Origin of the sequence: Geodermatophilus sp. CPCC 205506 (assembly GCF_051383635.1) — a bacterium.
Lineage (GTDB): Bacteria > Actinomycetota > Actinomycetes > Mycobacteriales > Geodermatophilaceae > Geodermatophilus.
Genome location: NZ_JALPKP010000008.1, coordinates 114,079 through 134,678 on the forward strand (window position 1 = coordinate 114,079; position 20,600 = coordinate 134,678).

The 20,600-nt window shown below is 74.4% G+C and carries 17 protein-coding genes; 13 read left to right on the forward strand and 4 right to left on the reverse strand.

Annotation, left to right across the window (positions count from 1 at the left end):
• The first annotated feature begins 40 nt into the window (after positions 1-40).
• The 5 genes from MY520_RS06870 to MY520_RS06890 all read left to right on the forward strand — a co-directional run bounded on the left by MY520_RS06870 (position 41) and on the right by MY520_RS06890 (position 4,835).
• The gene (locus MY520_RS06870; RefSeq protein WP_436691335.1) at positions 41-1,576 is read left to right on the forward strand and encodes an ABC transporter ATP-binding protein; all 1,536 of its coding nucleotides are present in this window, start codon (positions 41-43) and stop codon (positions 1,574-1,576) included.
• Positions 1,573-2,661: an ABC transporter permease gene (locus MY520_RS06875; protein ID WP_436691336.1), complete on the forward strand. Its 1,089-nt coding sequence runs from the start codon at positions 1,573-1,575 to the stop codon at positions 2,659-2,661. The genes MY520_RS06870 and MY520_RS06875 overlap by 4 nt, the downstream gene beginning before the upstream one ends.
• Positions 2,658-3,587: an ABC transporter permease gene (locus tag MY520_RS06880; protein WP_436691337.1), complete on the forward strand. Its 930-nt coding sequence runs from the start codon at positions 2,658-2,660 to the stop codon at positions 3,585-3,587. Before MY520_RS06875 ends, MY520_RS06880 begins: the two co-directional genes overlap by 4 nt.
• A gap of 179 nt (positions 3,588-3,766) precedes the next feature.
• Positions 3,767-3,949: a hypothetical protein gene (locus MY520_RS06885; protein ID WP_436691338.1), complete on the forward strand. Its 183-nt coding sequence runs from the start codon at positions 3,767-3,769 to the stop codon at positions 3,947-3,949.
• Between the two features lie 73 nt (positions 3,950-4,022).
• Positions 4,023-4,835 (forward strand): SDR family oxidoreductase, encoded by an 813-nt coding sequence (locus tag MY520_RS06890; protein ID WP_436691339.1) that lies wholly within the window; start codon positions 4,023-4,025, stop codon positions 4,833-4,835.
• A gap of 3 nt (positions 4,836-4,838) precedes the next feature.
• Here the strand turns inward: MY520_RS06890 and MY520_RS06895 are convergent, their stop codons facing one another.
• The 3 genes from MY520_RS06895 to MY520_RS06905 all read right to left on the reverse strand — a co-directional run bounded on the left by MY520_RS06895 (position 4,839) and on the right by MY520_RS06905 (position 8,323).
• Positions 4,839-6,239 carry an FAD-dependent oxidoreductase gene (locus MY520_RS06895; protein WP_436691340.1) on the reverse strand — a complete coding sequence of 467 codons (1,401 nt, stop codon included), beginning with the start codon at positions 6,237-6,239 and terminating at the stop codon, positions 4,839-4,841.
• Positions 6,240-6,321: 82 nt separating this feature from the next.
• Complete coding sequence (locus tag MY520_RS06900; RefSeq protein WP_436691341.1) at positions 6,322-7,254, reverse strand: GGDEF domain-containing protein; 933 nt, start codon at positions 7,252-7,254, stop codon at positions 6,322-6,324.
• A 115-nt stretch (positions 7,255-7,369) separates the two neighbouring features.
• Positions 7,370-8,323, reverse strand: coding sequence for a S1C family serine protease (locus MY520_RS06905; RefSeq protein ID WP_436691342.1), 954 nt, complete (start codon positions 8,321-8,323; stop codon positions 7,370-7,372).
• A gap of 102 nt (positions 8,324-8,425) precedes the next feature.
• Here MY520_RS06905 and MY520_RS06910 point away from each other — a divergent pair, with 102 nt between their 5' ends.
• The 4 genes from MY520_RS06910 (at position 8,426) to MY520_RS06925 (ending at position 13,652) form a co-directional block, all read left to right on the forward strand.
• Positions 8,426-10,399: an alpha-amylase family protein gene (locus MY520_RS06910; protein ID WP_436691343.1), complete on the forward strand. Its 1,974-nt coding sequence runs from the start codon at positions 8,426-8,428 to the stop codon at positions 10,397-10,399.
• Positions 10,396-11,526 carry a carboxylate-amine ligase gene (locus tag MY520_RS06915; protein ID WP_436691344.1) on the forward strand — a complete coding sequence of 377 codons (1,131 nt, stop codon included), beginning with the start codon at positions 10,396-10,398 and terminating at the stop codon, positions 11,524-11,526. The genes MY520_RS06910 and MY520_RS06915 overlap by 4 nt, the downstream gene beginning before the upstream one ends.
• Positions 11,527-11,596: 70 nt before the next feature.
• Complete coding sequence (locus MY520_RS06920) at positions 11,597-12,361, forward strand: SDR family NAD(P)-dependent oxidoreductase (protein WP_436691345.1); 765 nt, start codon at positions 11,597-11,599, stop codon at positions 12,359-12,361.
• 4 nt (positions 12,362-12,365) lie between these two features.
• Positions 12,366-13,652: an erythromycin esterase family protein gene (locus MY520_RS06925; protein WP_436691346.1), complete on the forward strand. Its 1,287-nt coding sequence runs from the start codon at positions 12,366-12,368 to the stop codon at positions 13,650-13,652.
• Positions 13,653-13,674: 22 nt separating this feature from the next.
• On the opposite strand, the gene MY520_RS06930 is transcribed toward MY520_RS06925, so the two are convergent.
• A complete protein-coding gene (locus MY520_RS06930) occupies positions 13,675-15,099 on the reverse strand; it encodes an NAD(P)/FAD-dependent oxidoreductase (RefSeq protein ID WP_436691347.1) in 1,425 nt (474 codons plus the stop codon).
• 194 nt (positions 15,100-15,293) lie between these two features.
• Here MY520_RS06930 and MY520_RS06935 point away from each other — a divergent pair, with 194 nt between their 5' ends.
• The 4 genes from MY520_RS06935 to MY520_RS06950 all read left to right on the forward strand — a co-directional run bounded on the left by MY520_RS06935 (position 15,294) and on the right by MY520_RS06950 (position 20,583).
• Entirely contained in the window at positions 15,294-16,469 is a 1,176-nt protein-coding gene (locus MY520_RS06935; protein WP_436691348.1) for an ROK family protein, read from the forward strand.
• 214 nt (positions 16,470-16,683) lie between these two features.
• The gene (locus tag MY520_RS06940; RefSeq protein ID WP_436691349.1) at positions 16,684-18,234 is read left to right on the forward strand and encodes a sugar ABC transporter ATP-binding protein; all 1,551 of its coding nucleotides are present in this window, start codon (positions 16,684-16,686) and stop codon (positions 18,232-18,234) included.
• Complete coding sequence (locus MY520_RS06945) at positions 18,231-19,397, forward strand: ABC transporter permease (RefSeq protein ID WP_436691350.1); 1,167 nt, start codon at positions 18,231-18,233, stop codon at positions 19,395-19,397. The genes MY520_RS06940 and MY520_RS06945 overlap by 4 nt, the downstream gene beginning before the upstream one ends.
• 130 nt (positions 19,398-19,527) lie before the next feature.
• Positions 19,528-20,583, forward strand: a complete 1,056-nt coding sequence (locus tag MY520_RS06950) for a substrate-binding domain-containing protein (protein WP_436691351.1) — start codon at positions 19,528-19,530, stop codon at positions 20,581-20,583.
• Positions 20,584-20,600: the final 17 nt, after the last annotated feature.

The following is a 20,600-nucleotide window of genomic DNA, read 5'->3' on the forward strand; positions in this document are numbered from 1 at the left end:
ACCTCCGCCCGCGGACCGGGTGCCGCTGCGGATGAGCGGCGTGACGAAGTCCTTCGGTCCGGTCAAGGCCCTGGTCGACGCCGACTTCGAGCTGGCGGCCGGTGAGGTCCACGGCCTCGTCGGCGGCAACGGCGCGGGCAAGACCACGCTGATGAACGTCCTGTACGGGCTCTACCGGCCCGACGCCGGGACGATCGTCGTCGACGGGCGGGAGGTGACGATCCGGTCGCCGCGGGACGCCATCGGGCTGGGCATCGGCATGGTCCACCAGCACCTCCTCCAGGTGCCGGCGTACTCGGTCGTGGAGAACGTCGTCGTCGGCACGAGCGGACGGTCCGGGGGGCTGCGGCGGGCCGGCCGGCGGATCGCCGAGCTCTCCGACCGCTTCGGCCTCGCCGTCGACCCGCGGGCGCGCACCGACCGGCTGTCGGTGGGCGCGCGGCAGCGCGTGGAGATCCTCAAGGTGCTCTACCGCGGCGCGCGGATCCTCGTCCTCGACGAGCCGACGACCAACCTGACCCCGCAGGAGGTCGACGCGCTGTTCGCCTCGCTGCGGGAGATCGTGGCGGAGGGGACCAGCGTCGTCTTCATCTCGCACAAGGTGCGCGAGGTGCTGGCCATCTGCGACCGGATCTCGGTCATGCGCGACGGCCGCCGGCTGACCACCGTCGGCCGCGCGGAGACCGACGCGGCGGGCGTCGCCGGTCTCATGGTCGGCGAGCTGGCCGCCGAGCCGTCGTCCGAGGTCGCCGCCGCGCTCGGCCTGGCGCCGGTGGGTGCGGCCGCAGCCGCCGCCCCCGAGCACCCGGCCGCCGGCGCGGCCGTCCGGCTGGCCGTCGCGGACCTCGGCGTCGACAACGACCAGGGCGTGCCGGCGCTGACCGGTCTGGACCTCACCGTCCGGGCCGGCGAGGTCCTCGGGGTCGCGGGGGTCGCCGGCAACGGGCAGGTGGAGCTCGCCGAGGCGCTGGCGGGGGTGCGGCCGGTGCGCAGCGGCAGCGTGCGGGTGGACGACACCGAGCTCGCCGGCCGGCCGACGCTGCGCTGGCTGGAGGCCGGCATCGCCTACGTGCCGGAGGACCGGCACCGCGACGGCATCCTCGGCGCGGCGTCGGTGACGGACAACCTGCTGCTGGGGGCTCAGCGCAGCGCCGCCTTCCGCCGGGCCGGGCTGATCGACTGGCGCCGGGTGCGGGAGCACAGCCGCCGCACGATCGAGCGCTACTCCATCCGGACGCCGGGCCCGGACGCCCCGGCCGGCAACCTCTCCGGGGGCAACATCCAGCGGCTCGTGCTGGCCCGGGCCTTCGAGCGGGAGCCGACGGTGCTCGTGGTGCAGAACCCCACCCGGGGGCTGGACATCCGCTCCACCCGCTTCGTCTACGACCGCGTCGAGGAGGCCCGGGACCGCGGCTGCGCCGTCGTGCTCATCTCCGAGGACCTCGACGAGCTCAGCCTGCTGGCCGACCGGATGGTGGTGCTCTACTCCGGCCAGGTGGTCGGGGAGCGCGCCCAGGGGGACTTCGACGCCTACGTCCTGGGACGGCTGATGGCCGGCGTGCGGGAGGACGCATGAGTGCCCCGACCGCGCCGACGCAGACCGAGGCGCCGGAGGTGCCGCTGCACGGCGGCCTGCGGCTGCTCCGGGACCTCCTGCCCTACGTGCTCGCCCTGGTGCTGGCGTTCCTCGTCTCGGGCGTGGTCATGGCGGTGCTCGGCTACGACGCCGTCGGTGCCTTCACCACCATCCTGTCCACGTCGTTCGAGACGACGTTCGGGCTCACCGAGACCCTCAGCAAGTGGGTCACCATCGTGCTGCTGGCGCTCGCCTTCACCGTCCCGCTGGCGGTGGGCCGGTTCAACATCGGCGGTGAGGGCCAGTTGCTGGTCGGCGGGACCGCGGCGGCCGGCGTCGGGATCGTCCACGCCGACCTGCCGGCCGTCCTGCTCCTGCCCCTCGTGCTGCTGGCCGGCGTCCTGGCCGGCGCGGTCTGGGCGGGCATCGCGGCGCTGCTCATGGGCCGGTTCGGGGTGAACGAGATCCTGAGCACGGTGCTGCTGAACTTCGTGTCGTTCCAGGTGCTGGACTACGCCGCCACCGAGGTGTGGTCGGACCCGGCGGCCGGTGTAGCGGCCACCCGGCCCATCGGGGAGTCGGCCGAGCTGCCGGTCCTCGGCGGCCCGCCGGGCGTGCACGCCGGCATCCTGCTGGCGGTCCTGGTCAGCCTGGCCAGCATCGTCATCACCCGTCGGACGGCGGCCGGCTTCGAGCTGCGCGCCGCGGGCACCAACCCGCGCGCCGCGGCGATCAACGGCATCCGGGTCGGCCGGGTCGCCGTCGTCGCGCTGGTCGTCGGCGGGGCGCTGGCCGGGCTCGCGGGGGCGATCGAGGTGGCCGGGGTCCACGGCCGCGCGATCGAGGGCATGCAGTCCAACTACCTGCTGCTCGGCATCATCGTCGGACTGATCGCCCGCGGGAACGCCCTGTGGGTGCCCGTGGTGGCCTTCGGCATCTCGATCCTGGAGGTCGGGGCGAGCTCGATGCAGCGCACGGTCGGGGTGCCGGCCGAGATGGTCCTGATCATCGAGGCCCTCATCCTCATCTTCCTGCTCCTGTCCGACGTGATCGCCGGGCGTCTCGCGCGGAGGGCGGCGGCATGACGGAGTTCGAGACCCTGGCCCAGCTCACCGTCGTCGCGACGGTGCCGTACCTGCTCGCCTCGCTGGGCACGATGCTGGGCGGCCTCGCCGGCGTCTTCAGCGTCTCGCAGGAGGGCGTCATGGTCCTCGGCGCCTCGGTCGGCTTCCTCGTCAGCTTCGGCGTCGGCAGCAACACGGTCGGCATCCTCACCGCGGCCGCGGTGGGGGCCCTGGTCGGGCTGGTCCTCGGCTGGTCGACGACGTCCCTGCGGCTGGACCAGTTCGTCATCGGCCTGGCGCTGTTCTTCGCCGCGACGGGCCTGGCCGGGCTGCTGTTCCGGGTGGTCGTCGGGGAGACGGGGTCGCAGCCGCTGATCGAGACGCTGCCCCGGGTGGAGATCCCGCTGCTCAGCGAGATCCCGGTGCTGGGCACGGTGCTGTTCTCGCACAACGTGCTGGTGTACCTGGCCGCGCTGGTCGCCGTGGGGCTGTACGTCTTCCTGTACCGCACCCGCGCGGGCCTGGACCTGCGTGCGGTGGGGGAGAACCCGAAGGCGGCCGACAGCCTGGGCATCGCGGTGGCCCGGACGCGCATCTGGACGGCGACCGCCGGCGGTGCCCTGATGGGGGTGGCCGGCGCGTACCTGCCGATGGTCTACACCGGCACGTTCACCGAGGGGATCGTCGGCGGCCGCGGCTGGCTGGCGATCGCGCTGACCTTCTTCGGTGGTTGGCGGCCGCAGTTCATCGCGGCCGGGGCCCTGTTCTTCGCGGCCATGGACGTGATCGCCCTGCGCGCCGAGGTCGGGGACGTCGGCATCCCCAGCCAGGTGCTGCTCGTCGTCCCCTACGTCGCCACCCTGCTGGTGATGATCTTCGCCTTCCGCTGGGCGCGGGTGCCGGCGTTCCTCGGCCGCAACTACGACCGGGAGAGCCGCACGGCGTGAGTCCACCGGACCGGCTCGGGACGCCGGTCCGGGAGCCCGGAACTGTCGTACCCCCGGCCTAGCGTCCGGGGTGTCCCCAGAGGTGGGGGCGGGTGTCACCCCAGGTCACGGCTGCTCCGGCGGCCGGCGCCGCGGGACCGTGACACCGCACCGGCGTTCCGAGTTCCGGGGAGGTCATCATGACCCGCACCGTCACCAGCCTCGACGACCTCGACCTGGAGATCGCCGTCGCCTACATCGCCCTCGGCGTCGCCCGCAGCACGTGGGCGCACTGTCCGTCGGGGGAGAACACCCGGCTGGTCGAGGAGGCCCAGGCGTCGGTCGACGCGCTCCTCGACGAGCGCCTCGACACCGCCGCCTGAGGGCGCCCTTCACGGCCCGGCCGCGAGCGGGCGAGCGGTGGGCGGCAGGAGGCCGTTTGTCTAGCCTCGGCTCATGACCGACAGCGAGGGCGGGTCCCGGGTCGCGATCATCACCGGCTCCGAGTCGGGCATCGGCCGGGCGACCGCCGTCGCGCTGGCCGAGGGCGGCTGCGACATCGGCATCACCTGGTACCGGGAGAAGGAGGCCGCCGAGGCGACGGCCGGGGAGGTGCGGGCGCTCGGTCGCCGCGCCGAGGTCCGCTACGTGGACCTCACCCGGCTGCCGGAGGCCGCCGACGTGGTCGACGACCTCGCCGCGGCCCTCGGCGGGATCGACGTCCTGGTCAACGACGCCGGCACCGGGCACATGAGCAGCGTCCTCGCCACCGACTACGCCACCTGGCGGGAGGTGCTCGCCACCGACCTCGACAGCGCGTTCCTGTGCCTGCAACGGGCCGCCCGGCGCATGGTCGCCGCGGGCCGCGGCGGGCGGATCGTCAACATCACCAGCGTCCACGAGCACCAGCCGCGGGTCGGCGCCGCGGCGTACTGCGCGGCCAAGGGCGGCCTCGGCCTGCTCACCCGGGTCGCGGCCATCGAGCTCGCCGAGCACGGGATCACCGTCAACGCGGTCGCGCCCGGCGAGATCGCCACCCCGATGACCGGCCAGGAGGACGAGGACCCGACCGCGCCCGGGCACGAACGACCCGGCGTCCCGCTGCGCCGCCCCGGCGACGCCCGGGAGGTCGCCGCGGTGGTCGCCTTCCTCGCCTCGCCGGCGGCCGCCTACGTCACCGGCGCCTCGTGGCCGGTGGACGGCGGGATGCTGCAGATGGGCCCGATGGCCGGCTCGCACCTGACCAGCGACGACTGGCGCCGCCCCTGACCCTCAGCCGGCCAGGAGCGCCAGCAGCCCGGCGCGGTCCGGGCCGGGCGTGGGCGGCGGCGGAGGGGCGTCGGCGAACCGCGCGACCCGCTCGGCCATGCCGGGGCGGGCCATCACCTGCTGCGGCTGGGCGAGGCAGGTGATGATCTCCAGCAGCCCCCGGAACACGTCGGCGTCGTGCATGGCCGCAGTCAGCAGGCCGACCTGCCGGGGGTCGGGTGGCGGTGGTGGCTCGCCGGCGCGGAGCGCGTCCATCTCGGCGATCCGGGCCCGGTCCGCGGCGATCTGGTTGCGGAAGAACGGCGTCACCTCCCGCTCGGTGGCCTCGTCGAAGGCGCCCACCAGCTCCCCCGGACGGTGGAGGTGGTCCCGCGCGGCGAGGCGCAGCTGCTGGGCGTGGGCCATCCCGACCGAGATGCCGCGCCCGGCCGAGGGGTTGGTGCACGCCCACGCGTCGCCGATCGGGACGAAGCCGGTGACGACCGGCTCGCCGTCGACGACGATCCGCCGGTAGCGGTCGAGGATGCCGGCCATCGCCAGCACGTCGGTGATCGGCTTCCCGTCCAGCCAGTGCGCCTGCAGGGGACAGGCCGTCACCAGGCGGGTGAAGACGTCCGGGTCGCGCAGCGCCTTGAGCGGGGCGTCCCGCGTCGGGCCGAACACGGTCACCGACCAGGTGTCGTTGTCCCCGGGCAGGGTGAGGAGCGAGATGCTGCCGAGGGGGGCCAGCGACCGGCCGATCCGCCGCGGCAGCTCCGGCCCGGTGAAGTACCGGGTGTAGTAGACGAAACCGCTGTCCTCGCTCTCCACGTGCGCGGGGCGGGCACCGAGCTCGGCGAGCCAGTCGGCGTTCGGCGTGCGGCGTCCCATCGCGTCGACGACCAGGTCGGCGCGGATCTCCTCCCCGCCGGCGGTCCGCACGCCCACCACGTGGGGGACGCCGGGCAGAGCCGCGGCCCCGGCGACGAGGCCGGTGACGCGCACGCCCCGGCGCAGGGTCAGCCGAGGGTGCTCCTCGGCGGCCGCCGCGACGACCGCCTCGAGGACCGGGCGCCGGCCGGTCACGAACCGGATCCGGTCGTCGTCCGGCCGGGGTTCGCGGTCCTCGATCGACGGCGGCAGCGGGTCCAGGTAGTCCACCCAGGTGCAGCCGGCGGCGAGCATCCGGTCGGTCAGGCCCGGCAGCTCGGCGTCCGCGACGGCACGGAACCTGGCGAACAGGTTGTGCGGCTGGCGGAACTGCGCCACGCCGTGCCGGTTCCAGGAGTCCCAGGCGGCGGCCGTCGTCGGCGGGGCGCCGTCCGGATCGGCCTCCAGCACGGTCACCTCGTGCCCGTCCTCGGCCAGCATCATCCCCGCGCACAGGCCGATGACCCCGCCGCCGCAGACCACGATCGCTGCCATCCCGACCTCCCCCGGACGGACCCGGCCACCGTGCTCCCGCCGCAACGGCGGGGACAGGGTCGGACGGCCCCGGTGGGTGGGCTCAGGTGAGGCGCCCGGCGCGCCGCTTGTGCCGGTAGAGGTCGGTGTCCGCGCGCAGGACGAGGTCGGCCAGGGTGTCCCCAGGGCCGGCCGTGGCGGTGCCGGCCGACCACGACGCCGGATGGCTCTCCCGCAGTCGGACCAGCAGCTCGGCGGCCGAGCGGGCGTCGGCCGACGGGAGGCACAGCACGAACTCGTCGCCGCCGTAGCGGCCGAGCAGGTCGGCGGTGCGCAGCTGGCTGCTCCACGCCCGGGCCAGCGACTGCAGCAGCGCGTCGCCGGCGCTGTGCCCCTCCTCGTCGTTGATGGTCTTGAAGCCGTCGAGGTCGATGACCGCCACGGTCAGCGGCTCCTCGCTGCGCGCGGCGTGCGCCAGGCTCCGCTCCGCGCCGGCCTCCCAGGCCCGCCGGTTGGCCAGCCCGGTCAGCGGGTCGGTGCCCGCGGCCCGGTGCAGGGTCGCCGAGATCCGGGTCTGGGCCTCGACGAGGGCGGCGACGGTGATCACGGTGGTCAGCCAGGGCAGGGCGATCCCGGACGGCGCGGCGGCGACCGCGCCCGTGGTGGTGACCGCCAGCAGGTAGACCCCGTGCGCCCGGGCGGCGTTGCCCGGCAGGTAGTGCGCGGCGTAGACCGCCAGCGCCACCATCGACGGGCCCAGGCCCACGACGCCGACCGCGGTCACCGACCGCCAGGCCAGCACGGCGATGAGCGTCGCCATCGTCGCCACCGCGAGGTGCACCGCACGCGGGGTGATGCGGCGCCGGCCCAGCCGGAGCGCGACCGCGCCCCCGCAGCCGACGGCGGCGAGCACCCACAGCAGCCCGACCGGCGTCTCGGGCGTCAGCGGTCGCAGGGCACCGACGAGGCACAGCGCGCCGCTGACGCCGTACAGCAGCGACAGCAGCGCCGTGCCGGCCGGCCGGTCCGCGTGCATGAGAGTCCCCCGTTCGTCCCGGCCAGCATCGGTCGGGACGGTGACGTTCTGCAGCGCGCCCGGACGCCTTGCCCCCAACGGGGGATCCCCACCGGGTGACCCGCCGGCCGGCCGGTCACCCGCCGGTGAGCTCGGTGGGCACCGTGATGACGTCGACCATCGCGCCGCGCCGGGAGACGGTCACCGGCAGCGGTCGCCCGATGGCGTCCTCGAACAGCAGCCGCTGCAGGCTCTGCGCCTCGGCCACCGGCTGCCGGCCGGCCTCGAGCACGAGGTCGCCGGCCTTGAGCCCGGCTCGGTCGGCGGGGGACCCCGCGACCACGTCGACCACCCGCAGCCCCCGCCGGCGGCCGCTGCGCTCGGCGAGTGGAGCGGGCAGCGGCGCGGGCGTGCTGACCAGTCCGAGGAAGGCCCGCCGCACCCGCCCGTCCCGCACGAGCGCGGCGACGATCCGCCGGGTCGTGTCGTTGACCGGAACGGCCAGCCCCAGGCCCCAGCCGGCGACGGCGGTGTTGATCCCGACCACCCGGCCGGTGGAGTCGGCGAGCGCGCCGCCGGAGTTGCCGGGGTTGAGAGCGGCGTCGGTCTGGATGACGTCCTCGACCACCCGCGCCGTCCGGCCGTCGTGCGTCGGCAGCGACCGGCCCAGCCCGCTGACCACCCCGGCGGTCACCGAGCCGGCCAGCCCCAGCGGGTTGCCGACGGCGACCACGAGCTGGCCCACGCGCAGCTCCGCGGCGTCGCCGAGCACCGCCGGCGGCGGGGTCTCCGTGCGGGCGCGCACCACCGCGAGGTCCGACAGCGGGTCGGCGCCCACGACGTCGACGTCGCTCTCGCTGCCGTCGCTGAAGACCGCCCGCCCGTACCGGGCCGGACCCACCACGTGGGCGTTGGTCAGCAGCAGCCCGTCGTCCCGGACGACGACGGCCGACCCCGCGCCTCCGCGGCCGCCGGGCGCGCTGACCTGCAGCGCGGCGACGTGCGGGGTGAGCTCGGCGGCGACGGCGGTGACGATGCGGGAGTAGGCGTCCAGCACCGACTCGGTGTCCGGGTCCGGCAGCAGGCTCATGGCATGCCTCCTGATTACGCGATTACACGTCCAGTGAACTCCTCCGGCGGCCGGTGTGGCGGCGGTCATGCCGTGGGCGAACAGCGCCCCGATACTGGGCCGGTGACGGTCTCGGCGGCCGCGCGCCGGGAGGCGGCGGAACAGGCGTGGGCGGGGCTGCGGCCCCGGATCGAGAAGGAGGCGGTCGCGAGCCGGGGGGAGGCGGAGGCCGACGCGTTCCTGGCCCGCGTCCACCTGGCGCGGTTCGACGTCCACGAGCCCCTGGCGATCCTGTACGGAGCGGCGGCCGACGAGCTGTTCGAGCGCGCGCTGCGCCTCGTCCTCGCCGCCGCGGCGGAGCGGCCGGAGCCGCTGCGCCGGCTGGACCGGCGCCGCGAGATCGACCCGGCGTGGTTCCAGCGGGCCGGGATGCAGGGCTACGTCTGCTACGTCGACCGCTTCTGCGGCACGCTCGACCGGCTGCCCGAGCACCTGGACCACCTCGCCGAGCTCGGCACCACGTACCTGCACCTCATGCCGCTGCTCGAGCCGCGGGAGGGCGAGAACGACGGCGGCTATGCGGTGGCCGACTACCGCGCGGTCGACCCGCGGCTGGGCACGATGGCCGACCTCGAGGCGGTGGCGGCGGCCCTGCACGGGCGGGACATGAGCCTGTGCATCGACCTCGTCCTCAACCACACCGCCCGCGAGCACGAGTGGGCCCGCGGCTGGCTGGCCGGCGACCCCGCGTACGCCGGCTTCTACACCGCCTTCCCCGACCGCACGATGCCCGACGCGTACGACGCGACGATCCCCGAGGTCTTCCCCGACCGGGCACCCGGATCGTTCAGCTGGGTGCCCGAGGCCTGCGGCGGGGCCGGCGGGTGGGTGTGGACGACGTTCTGGCCCTACCAGTGGGACCTCGACTACTCGAACCCCGAGGTCACCCTGGCGATGCTCGGCGAGATCCTCTGGCTGGCCAACCGCGGGGTCGACGTCTTCCGCATGGACGCCGTGCCGTTCATGTGGAAGCGGCTGGGCACCAGCTGCCAGAACCAGCCGGAGGGGCACAGCCTCCTGCAGCTGCTGCACGCGCTGACCCGGCTGGCCGCGCCGGGCGTGGTGTTCAAGGCCGAGGCGATCGTGTCGCCCGACGACCTGGTGCCCTACCTCGGCGGGCACGACCGGTTCCGCCCCGAGTGCGAGCTGGCCTACCACAACCAGCTCATGGTGCTGCTGTGGAGCAGCCTGGCCACCCAGGACGCCCGCCTGGCCCGCACCGCGCTGCGCCGGATGCAGCCCATCCCGCCGACCGCCACCTGGGTCACCTACGTGCGCGGGCACGACGACATCGGCTGGGCGATCACCGACGAGGACGCCGCGGCCGTCGGCGCCGACGGGTTCGGCCACCGGCGGTTCCTCAACGACTTCTACGCCGGCCGCTTCCCGGGCTCGTTCGCCCGCGGCGCGCTGTTCCAGGAGAACCCGGCCACCGGCGACGCCCGCGTCTCCGGCTCCGCGGCGTCGCTGTGCGGCATCGAGGCGGCGCTGGCCGACGGGGACGAGGAGGCGCTGGAGCGGGGGATCCGGCGGCTGGTGCTGCTCTACTCGGTGGCCTACGCCCACGGCGGCATCCCGCTGCTCTACATGGGCGACGAGCTGGCCCTGCGCAACGACACCGGCTACCTCGACGACCCCGCCCGGGCCCCCGACAACCGCTGGATGCACCGCCCGCCCATGGACTGGGCCGCCGCCGCCCGCCGCAACGACGCGGGCACGCTGGAGGGCCGCGTCTTCGCGCGGATCCGGCAGCTGGGGGCGGCGCGCCGGTCGCTGCTGGCGCTGCGCGGCGGCGTCGAGCCGGTCGTGCTGGACGTCGGGGACGACGCGGTGCTGGCGTGGTCGCGCCGGCACCCGCGCAGCGGCACCTTCGTCGGCCTGGCCAACTTCGCCCCGGACGCGCGGACCGTGGACGCGGACACCGTCACCGGCTTCGGCAGCTACGAGCAGGTGCACGGCAGCGACGGTCCGCTGGAGGTCGTCGAGGGCCGGCTGGTGGTGCCCGGCCTCGGCTTCGCCTGGTTCGCCGAGCCGTGAGCGGGCCGGCCGCTCCCCGGCTCCCGCCCGCCGGCGCCACGGTCGGTGTGGAGGAGGAGTTCCACCTCGTCGACCCTGTCACCCTCGAGCTCACCCCCAGCGCCGTCGTCAGCACCGCCGCCCTGCAGGGCACCGCCGGGGAGCACGTGCACGCCGAGATCGTCACGACCCAGCTGGAGACGTCGACAGGGGTCTGCACGACGCTGGGGGAGCTGCGGGCGGAGCTGGTCGCCACCCGGGCCGAGGCCGCGGCGGCGGCGTCCGCGGCCGGGCTGGCCGTCCTCGCCGCCTCCACCCACCCGTTCGCGTCGTGGCGCCAGCAGCGGCTCACCCCGGCGCCGCGGTACCGGGCGATGGTGGACCGCTGGGCGGCACTGGCCGAGCAGCAGGACATCTGCGGCTGCCACGTGCACGTCGGCGTCCCCGACCTGGAGACGGCGGTCGCGGTGATGGACCGCGCCCGGCCCTACCTGCCGGTGCTGCTGGCGATGACCGGCAGCTCGCCGTTCCACGACGGCGTGGACACCGGCTACGACTCCTTCCGCACCCCGTGGTGGTCGCGCTGGCCAACGGCCGGGTCACCGGAGCTCCTCGGGGGTGCCGAGGGCTTCCGTGCCGTCGTCGACGGGCTGGTCCGCTGCGGGGTGATCGCCGACGGCTCGCACCTGTACTGGGACGTGCGGCCCTCGTCGCGCTGGCCGACGCTGGAGTTCCGCCTCGCCGACGTCTGCACCGACCTCGACGCCGCCGTCCTGCACGCCGCGCTCGTCCGCTCGCTGGTGCGGGTGCTCGCCGCTCGGGCCGAGCAGGGCGAGCCCGTTCCGGACCCGCGCCCCGAGCTGCTCCGGGCCGCGCGCTGGCGGGCGGCGAAGGACGGCCTCGGCGGCGAGCTCTTCGACCCCGTGGCCGGCGAGCCGGTGCCCTCGCGGGCCGCCGTCGACCGGCTGGTGGCCGAGCTCGCCGACGACCTGCGGACCGCCGGCGAGGAGGACGCCGTCGCCACGCTGCTCGACCGGCTCTGGGCCCGGGGCACCTCCGCCAGCCGCCAGCGGGACACGTGGGCGCGCACCGGCGACCCCCGCGCGGTGGCCGCGGAGCTGCTGCGCGAGGGCGTGCCGGCGTCCTGACCGGCGCGCGTCGGCCCGCCGCCGCCCGGGTAGTGGGGCCCCCATGACGGAACCGCGTCCCCTCGCCCTCGTGACCGGAGCCTCCAGCGGGATCGGCCTGGAGCTGGCCCGCCAGTTCGCCGGCGCCGGCTTCGACCTCGTCGTCAACGCCGAGGACGCCGAGCTGGCCGCCGCCGCCGAACAGCTGCGCCTGGGCGGGACGACGGTGCAGCCGGTCCAGGCCGACCTGCGCACGCCCGCGGGCGTCGAGTCGGTGTGGGCCGCGGTGCAGGCGACCGGCCGCCCCCTCGCGGCGGCCGCGCTCAACGCCGGGGTGGGCCAGGGCGGCCCGTTCGTCGAGAACGAGCTCGAGAGGGAGCTCGAGATCATCGACCTGAACGTCACCTCGACGGTGCGGCTGGCCAAGCTGGTGCTGCGGGACATGGTGGCCCGCAACGAGGGCCGGCTGCTCATCACCTCGTCGATCGCCTCGACCATGCCCGGCTCGTTCCAGGCCGTCTACAACGCCTCCAAGTCCTTCCTCCAGTCCTTCGCCGAGGCGCTGGTCGAGGAGCTCCGGGACAGCGCGGTGACGGTCACCTCGCTGATGCCCGGGCCCACCGGGACCGAGTTCTTCGACCGCGCCGAGATGCAGGACACCAGGGTGGGGGCCGGGAAGAAGGACGACCCCGCGCAGGTCGCCGAGCAGGGCTTCGAGGCGCTGATGGCGGGCGAGGACAAGGTGGTCGCCGGATCGCTGATGACCAAGGTGCAGGGGGCGGCCAACGCGGTGCTCCCGGACCGGCTGAAGTCGAAGGCGCACCGGCAGATGGCCGAGCCGGGGAGCGCGGAGTAGGGCCATGGACGACGGCGCCCGCGAGCTCGCCCGCCCGCTGCGCGACCCCGCCGACCTCGACCCGCTGCTCGAGCGGGTCGGGGACGCGCGCATCGTGGCCATCGGCGAGGCCAGCCACGGCACGCACGAGTACTACGCCTGGCGGGCGGCGCTGACCCGCCGGCTGGTGGAGGAGCGCGGCTTCGGGTTCGTCGCCGTCGAGGGCGACTGGCCCGACTGCTACCGGGTCAACCGCAGCGTGAAGCTCCGGGCCGGCGCCGACGAGGACCCTCGGGCCGCGCTCGACGCCTACGAGCGGTGGCCGACGTGGATGTGGGCCAACGACGAGGTCGTCGACTTCTGCCGCTGGCTGCGGGGGTGGAACGCCGACCGGCCGGAGGACCGGCGGGTGGGGTTCTACGGACTCGACGTCTACAGCCTCTGGGACTCCATGCACGAGCTGGTCGGCTGGCTGCGCGAGCACGAGCCCGAGCACGTGGACAAGGCGGTCGCGGCGCTGCAGTGCTTCGAGCCCTTCGGTGAGGACGGCGCCGAGTACGCCTTCGCCACCCGCTTGGCGCCCACCACCTGCGAGCAGACCGTCGTCGAGCTGCTGCAGCACCTCTGCGCGGAGCGCGGCCGGCGGGCGCCCGCCGACGACCCCGAGGCGCACTTCGCCGCGGAGATCAACGCCGGGGTGGTCGCCGACGCGGAGCGCTACTACCGGGCGATGGTGGCCGGCTCGGCGCAGTCGTGGAACGTCCGCGACGTACACATGGCCGACACCCTCGACCGGCTCCTGGAGCACACCGGCGCCGGCGCCGTGGTGTGGGAGCACAACACCCACGTCGGCGACGCCCGCGCCACCGACATGGCCGGCGCGGGGATGGTGAACGTCGGCCAGCTGCTGCGCGAGCGGCACGGCGCCGCGGACGTCGTCCTGGTCGGGCTCGGCGGCCACCGCGGCGGGGTGATCGCCGGCGCGGCGTGGGGCGCGCAGATGGAGCGGATGCCGGTGCCCGCGGCCCGGGCCGGCGGCCTGGAGGCGCTGCTGCACGAGCAGGTGGGCCACGACTGCCTGCTCGTCTGGTCACCGGGCGGGCAGCGCCCGGCGTTCCTCGACCGGCGACTCGACCACCGGGCGATCGGCGTCGTCTACCGGCCCGAGCGCGAGCGGTGGGGCAACTACGTCCCCACCGTGCTCGGCGAGCGCTACGACGCCTTCCTCTCCTTCGAGGAGACCCGCCCGCTGCGGCCCCTGCACCTCGAGCGGCCCGACGAGCACGTGCCGCCGCTCGGGCACCCGGTCTGAGTCCCGGCCGCGGCGGGCGGGCTCACGCGGAGCGGCGCTCCGTCGCGTCCTCCGCCGGCGCCGCGTCGTCCTTGGGGCCGCCGCTCTTGGAGACGGAGAACCCCGGGCCGAGGTGTTCGAGCGCCAGGCGGCCGTAGACCTGCTGCTGGGTGGCGACCCGCTGGGAGCGGCCGCGGCCGAGGAAGCTGACCATCCAGTGCAGCACGGTGGTGATGCGGCTCTTGAACCCGACGATGTACATCAGGTGCACGACCAGCCACAGCACCCAGGCGATGAAGCCCTCGAACTTGAGCTTGCCGATGTCGGCGACCGCGGAGAACCGGGAGATCGTCGCCATCGAGCCCTTGTCGAAGTACCTGAAGGGCTCGGCCGGGGGGCGGCCGTCCAGCCGGCGCTTGATGGCGTCGGCGGCGTACTTGCCGCCCTGGATGGCCACCTGCGCGACGCCGGGCAACCGGTCCAGGCTCATCATGTCGCCGACCACGTGCACCTCGGGGTGCCCGGGCAGGGTGAGGTCGGGCTGCACGGAGACCCGGCCGGCGCGGTCGACCTCGGCGCCGGACTGCTCGCCGAGGATCCGGCCCAGCGGCGACGCCTGCACGCCCGCGGCCCAGATCTTGGTGGCCGCCGCGATGCGCCGGGTCTGCCCGTCGGAGTCCTTGACCACCAGGCCGTCGGCGTCGACCTCGGTGACCATCGCGCCCAGCTGGACCTCCACGCCGATCCGGTTGAGCTGCCGGCGGGCGGCGTCGCCGAGCTTCTCCCCGAAGGAGGGCAGCACGGCCGGCGCGGCGTCGAGCAGGATCACCCGCGCCTGGGTGGGGTCGATGGTGCGGAAGTCGCGGCGCAGCGTGCGGTGGGCCAGCTCGGCGATCTGGCCGGCCATCTCCACCCCGGTGGGGCCGGCGCCGACGACGACGAAGGTGAGCAGCCGGTCGATCTCGACCGGGTCGGTGGCCAGCTCGGCCAGCTCGAACGCGCCGAAGATGCGCCCGCGCAGCTCCAGGGCGTCGTCGATGCTCTTCATGCCGGGGGCGAACTCGGCGAACCGGTCGTTGCCGAAGTAGGACTGGCCGGCACCGGCGGCGACGATCAGCTCGTCGTAGGGGTGCACCGTGGTCCGGCCCAGGATCGAGGACGTGACCGTCCTCGCGGCCAGGTCGATGTCGGTGACCTCTCCGAGCACCACCCGGACGTTCTTCTGCCAGCGCAGGATCTCGCGGGTGGCCGGGGCGATCTCGCCCTCGGACAGGATGCCCGTGGCCACCTGGTAGAGCAGCGGCTGGAACAGGTGGTGGCTGGTCTTGGCCACGATCGTGACGTCGACGGGGGCCTTCCGCAGCGCCTGGGCGGTGAACAGTCCACCGAAGCCCGAGCCGACGATGACGACACGAGGCCGGCCGGATCGGGTGGTGCCGACGGGTGCGGTCTCAGGTGATGTCGTCATGATGATTCCAGTCTCCCACTCCGGCGTCTCCTGGCCGTGCACGGCCCCGGGCGATGCAGGCCACAGTCTGGCGCACTACCCGCCGGACGGCGCTCCACGCCGAGGCCGGGGAGACCGTGCGCCCATGACCGTGCGGACGCTCCTCGAGGAGGTCGCCGTCGTTCTCGGGGGCGTGGGCAGCTGAGCGTGTCACGATGGGCGACGTGGCGAACACAACTGCCTCGGCCGGCGCGCTGCTGCGCCACGTGCGCACCGGACGTGCGCGCAGCCGGGCGGACCTCGTGGCGCTCACCGGCGCGTCCCGCAACACGGTGAGCGCGCGGGTGGACCAGCTGATCGCCGCCGGTTTCCTGGAGGAGGGCGGTCCGGGGTGGAGCACCGGCGGGCGCCCGCCCACGCTGCTGCACTTCAACAGCCGCGCGGGCTGCGTGCTCGCCGTCGACCTGGGCGTGACCAGTGTCGACGTCGCGGTCACCGATCTCTCGGCGCGGATCCTGGCCACCGCCGGGCACCCGATCGACATCGCGGAGGGGCCGCAGGCGGTCCTGGCCGAGGTCGACCGGCTGGCCCAGAAGGTGCTCGCCGAGGCCGGTCTCGCCCCGGCCGACGTGTGCGCCGTCGGCGTGGGCGTGCCCGGGCCGGTCGAGTTCTCCAGTGGCCGGCCGTCCCACCCGCCGATCATGCCGGGCTGGCACGACTACCCGATCCCGGACGCCTTCGCCCGGTACGACTGCCCCGTCTTCGTCGACAACGACGTCAACGTCATGGCCCTGGGGGAGATGGGCGTCGGCGGGTCGGTCCAGGACGTGCTCGTCGTCAAGGTCGGCACCGGGATCGGCTGCGGCGTCATCGTCGACGGCCGGGTGTACCGGGGGGCGCAGGGCAGCGCCGGGGACATCGGGCACATCTACGTCGCCCAGCCCGACGGGCGGACGGTGGTCTGCCGGTGCGGCAACGAGAACTGCCTCGAGGCGATCGCCGGCGGCGGCGCGCTGCTCCGTGACGCCGTCGCCGCCGGGCTGCCGGTCAGCACGACGCGCGAGGTCGTCGAGCGGGCGGCGCAGGGCGAGGGTCCGGCCCTGGAGCTGGTGCGCGACGCCGGCCGGACCATCGGCACGGTGCTCGCCGCGCTGGTCAACTTCTTCAACCCGCACCGCATCGTCATGACCGGCGGCGTGGCCCAGGCCGGCGCGCCGCTGCTCGCCGGCATCCGCGAGGCGGTCTACCGCCGCGCGATGCCGCTGGCCGCCCGGACGCTGGAGATCACCGTCAGCGACGCCCCCGACCTCTCGGGCCGGCTGGGTGCGGCGCTCATGGCGATCGAGGGCTTCCTCGACGAGGACGCGGTGCACCAGGCGCTGGCCCAGTAGCCGGCGCGACGACGTCCGACCGCGGCCGCTGGAGGTTGCGGTTCGGTAACTCCCTCGTGCGGCCTTGACCCGGGGTGACCTGGCTCATAGGTTCTCGCCTGAACCGACTAATGGTCAACGGTGAGCAAAAGTCCGGAGGTGGCGGCGTGCCGGTTGGGCGTCTGCTGCTGGCCGCAGCCGTTGGCGCAGCTCCCACCGCCGTCGGAGGCCCGAGGTGACCACCCCGCTGCTCGAGATGCACGGCATCGTGAAGACCTTCCCCGGCGTCCGCGCGCTGGACGGGGTGGACCTCGACGTCCGTCCCGGCGAGGTGCACTGCCTGCTCGGCCAGAACGGTGCCGGCAAGTCGACGCTCATCAAGGTCCTCGCCGGCGCCCACCAGCCCGACGTCGGCCAGATCACCTGGCGCGGCGAGCCGGTCCGCCTGACCGACCCCCAGGCGGCGATGTCGCTGGGCATCGCGACGATCTACCAGGAGCTGGACCTGGTGAACGGGCTGACCGTCGCCGACAACATCTTCCTGGGCCGGGAGAGCTCCCGGTTCGGCATCACCCGGCCCGCTGCGGCGAGCCGGTCCGCCGCGCAACTGCTGACCCGCCTCGGCCATCCGGAGATCCGGCCCACCGCCGAGGTCGGCGCGCTGTCGGCGGCGCAGCAGCAGATGGTCAGCATGGCGCGGGCGCTGTCCCAGGACGCGCAGCTGATCATCATGGACGAGCCGTCGGCCGTGCTCGACAACGAGGAGGTCGAACGGCTCTTCGGCGTCATCCGCGATCTCAGCGCCCACGACGTCGCCGTCGTCTACATCTCCCACCGGCTCGAGGAGATCCGCGAGATCGGCGACCGGATCACCGTCCTGAAGGACGGGCGCACCGTCGCCACCGGGCTGCCGGCCCGGGAGACCTCGACCCGTGAGGTCATCACGCTGATGACCGGACGGACGATCGAGTACGTCTTCCCGGAGCGCCGTGCCGCACCGCACGGCACCGAGGCGCCGCTGCTCGAGGTCGAGGGCCTCGGTCTGGGCGGCCACTTCGAGGGAGTCAGCCTCACGATGCGCCCCGGCGAGATCGTCGGGCTGGCGGGGCTCGTGGGCTCGGGTCGCTCGGAGATCCTGGAGACGATCTACGGCGCTCGTCGTCCCACCGACGGCACCGTCCGCCTGGCCGGCAAGCGGCTGCGCCCAGGCGACGTCGGAGCCGCGGTCGCCGCCGGTGTGGGCCTCGCCCCGGAGGAGCGCAAGAGCCAGGCGCTGCTGCTGGACGACTCGGTCTACCGCAACATCACCGTCTCCTCCCTCGGCCGCTTCGCCCGGGGCGGCTTCCTGTCGGGCGGCGCCGAGAAGGCCGCCGCCCGGGCGCAGACCGAGTCGCTGGACGTCCGCCCGGCCGACGTCACGCGGATCGTGCGGACGCTGTCCGGCGGGAACCAGCAGAAAGTCGTGCTGGCCCGCTGGCTGCTGCGCGACTGCCGGGTCCTCCTCCTCGACGAGCCGACCCGCGGCGTCGACGTCGGCGCCCGCTCGGAGATCTACGCGCTGGTCCGCGACCTCGCCGACCGGGGGGTGGCCGTGCTGATGGTCTCCAGCGAGATCCCGGAGGTGCTCGGGCTGGCCGACCGCGTCCTCGTGGTCGCCGACGGCCGGGTCGTCGCCGAGGCCCCAGCCGACGACCTCGACGAGCACCGGGTGCTCGACCTGATCATGGAAGGCACTCCGCACGCGGGTGCACCGATCGCGACGCAGCACGAAGGGGACGTGGCATGAGCACCAGCGCGACCGAGACGGAGGGGAGCGCCGTCGCTGCGCGGAACTCGTCGGGCAGCGGGAAGGGCAGCTTCCTCTCCGGCCCCGTCGGCCGCAACCTCGGCCTGGTCATCGCCCTCGCGATCCTCTGCATCGTCGGCGCGATCACCGCCCCCGAGCAGTTCCTCGACGTCGACAACGTCCTGACGATCCTGCGGCAGGCATCCGTCATCGGCGTGGTCAGCATCGGGATGACGTTCGTGATCATCGGTGGGGGCATCGACCTGTCGGTCGGCGCGCTGGTCGCCCTCTCCTCGGTCTGGGCCACGACGCTGGCCACCCAGGCGATGGCTGAGGACTTCCACTGGATCGTCATGGTCTTCACGGCGCTGGCCGTGGGCGCCGGTGCGGGCCTGGTCAACGGCATCGTCATCGCCTACGGCAAGCTCGTCGCCTTCATCGCGACGCTGGCCATGCTGGCCGCGGCCCGCGGTCTGGCGGAGATCATCGCCAACCGGCGCACCCAGATCGTCCAGGACCGCGACTTCCTCGCGTTCTTCTCCAGCGACGTCCTCGGCATCCCGACGCTGGTGATCATCTTCGCGCTGGTCGCGATCGCCGGGTGGGTCCTGCTCAACCGGACGACGTTCGGCCGGCGCACCTTCGCCGTCGGCGGCAACGCCGAGGCCGCCCGGCTGGCCGGCATCCGGGTGCAGCGGCACACCATGTGGCTCTACGTCCTGTCCGGCCTCACCTGCGGCATCGCCGCGGTCATGCTCATGGCCCGGACGACGACCGGCAGCTCCACCCACGGCACCCTCTACGAGCTCGACGCGATCGCCGCGGTGGTCATCGGCGGCACCCTGCTCATCGGCGGCCGCGGCACGATCGTCGGCACCGTCCTGGGCGTGCTGATCTTCACCACGCTCGGCAACGTCTTCACGCTGAACAACCTGTCCAGCTCCGCGCAGGCGGTCGCCCGCGGCGTCATCATCGTCGTCGCCGTCCTGCTGCAGATGCGGATCGCCACCGGCAGCTTCAGCCTCGGCCGTCTCGGCCGGGGCGGTGGCTCCGGCGCACCGCCGGCCACCGCGGGCTCGCCCGCCGGCACCGTCTCCGGGGGCTCGATCCCCGGTGGGCCCGGTGGCACCCCGCCCGGCAGCACCGACCGGCCCCCGACCTGACCCGGACGGGGGCGGCCGGCCGTCCCCGTCGGATCAGCACCACCCCTCCGGGCCGCGGGTCCGCGAGGAGCACCACCGACGCACCACCACCTGGCCGAGCCGCCAGGGAGGCGATACCCGAGGAGAGATCATGTCTGCAGCGAGGCAGCGCCCCTACCGCCGTCTGACGTCCACCGCGGTGGCCCTCGTGGGTGCCGGCGCCCTGATCGCCGGCTGCACGAGCAACACGCCCGAGGAGTCGGGCGGCGGTGGCGGCGGCACCAACGTCGCCAGCTCGAACGACGAAGAGGGCGAGACCGTCCGCATCGGCTTCTCGGCCCCGGCCGCCGACCACGGCTGGATGGCCGGCATCACCGAGGCCGCGCGCGCCGCGGCCGAGGAGTTCGGGGACGTCGAGCTCACCGTCGCCGAGGGCACCAACGACGTGGGCACGCAGATCAGCCAGGTCGAGACGTTCATCAACGACGGCGTCGACGCCATCGTGCTGCTGCCCTTCGACGGCGCCGCGCTCACCCCGGTCGCGCTGCAGGCGATGGAGGCCGGCATCACGGTCATCAACGTCGACCGCGAGTTCAACAGCCCCTTCGCCGCGCGCGCCACCATCCTCGGCGACAACTACGGCATGGGCGTCTCGGCCGGCACCTATGTCTGCGAGCAGGTGGGCGACAACCCCAACGCGATCGTCGCCGAGATCGCCGGCATCGACTCGCTGCCGCTGACCCAGGACCGCAGCCAGGGCTTCGCCGACGCGCTCAGCGAGTGCGGGCTGACGGTCGCCAACCGCGTCGCGGCCGACTTCACCGTCGAGGGCGGCGAGGAGGCGGCGGCCAACCTGCTCCAGGCCGCACCGCAGATCGACGCCCTCTGGAACCACGACGACGACCAGGGCGTCGGCGTCCTGGCCGCCATCAACAACGCCGGCCGCAGCGAGTTCATCATGGTCGGCGGTGCTGGCTCGGCCAACGCGATGCGCGAGATCGAGTCCGGCGACTCGGTCCTGAAGGCGACCGTCATCTACCCGCACACCCAGGCCGCCGACGGCATCCGCCTCGCCCGCCTGATCGCGCAGGACAAGTCGCTCTCCGACCTGGTCTCCCCGGAGGTCCCGCGCGAGATCGTGCTGAACGCCCCCGTCGTCACGGCGGACAACGTCGACCAGTACATCGACCGCGCCTTCGAGTCCTGACCGGCGTGGAGTCGCCG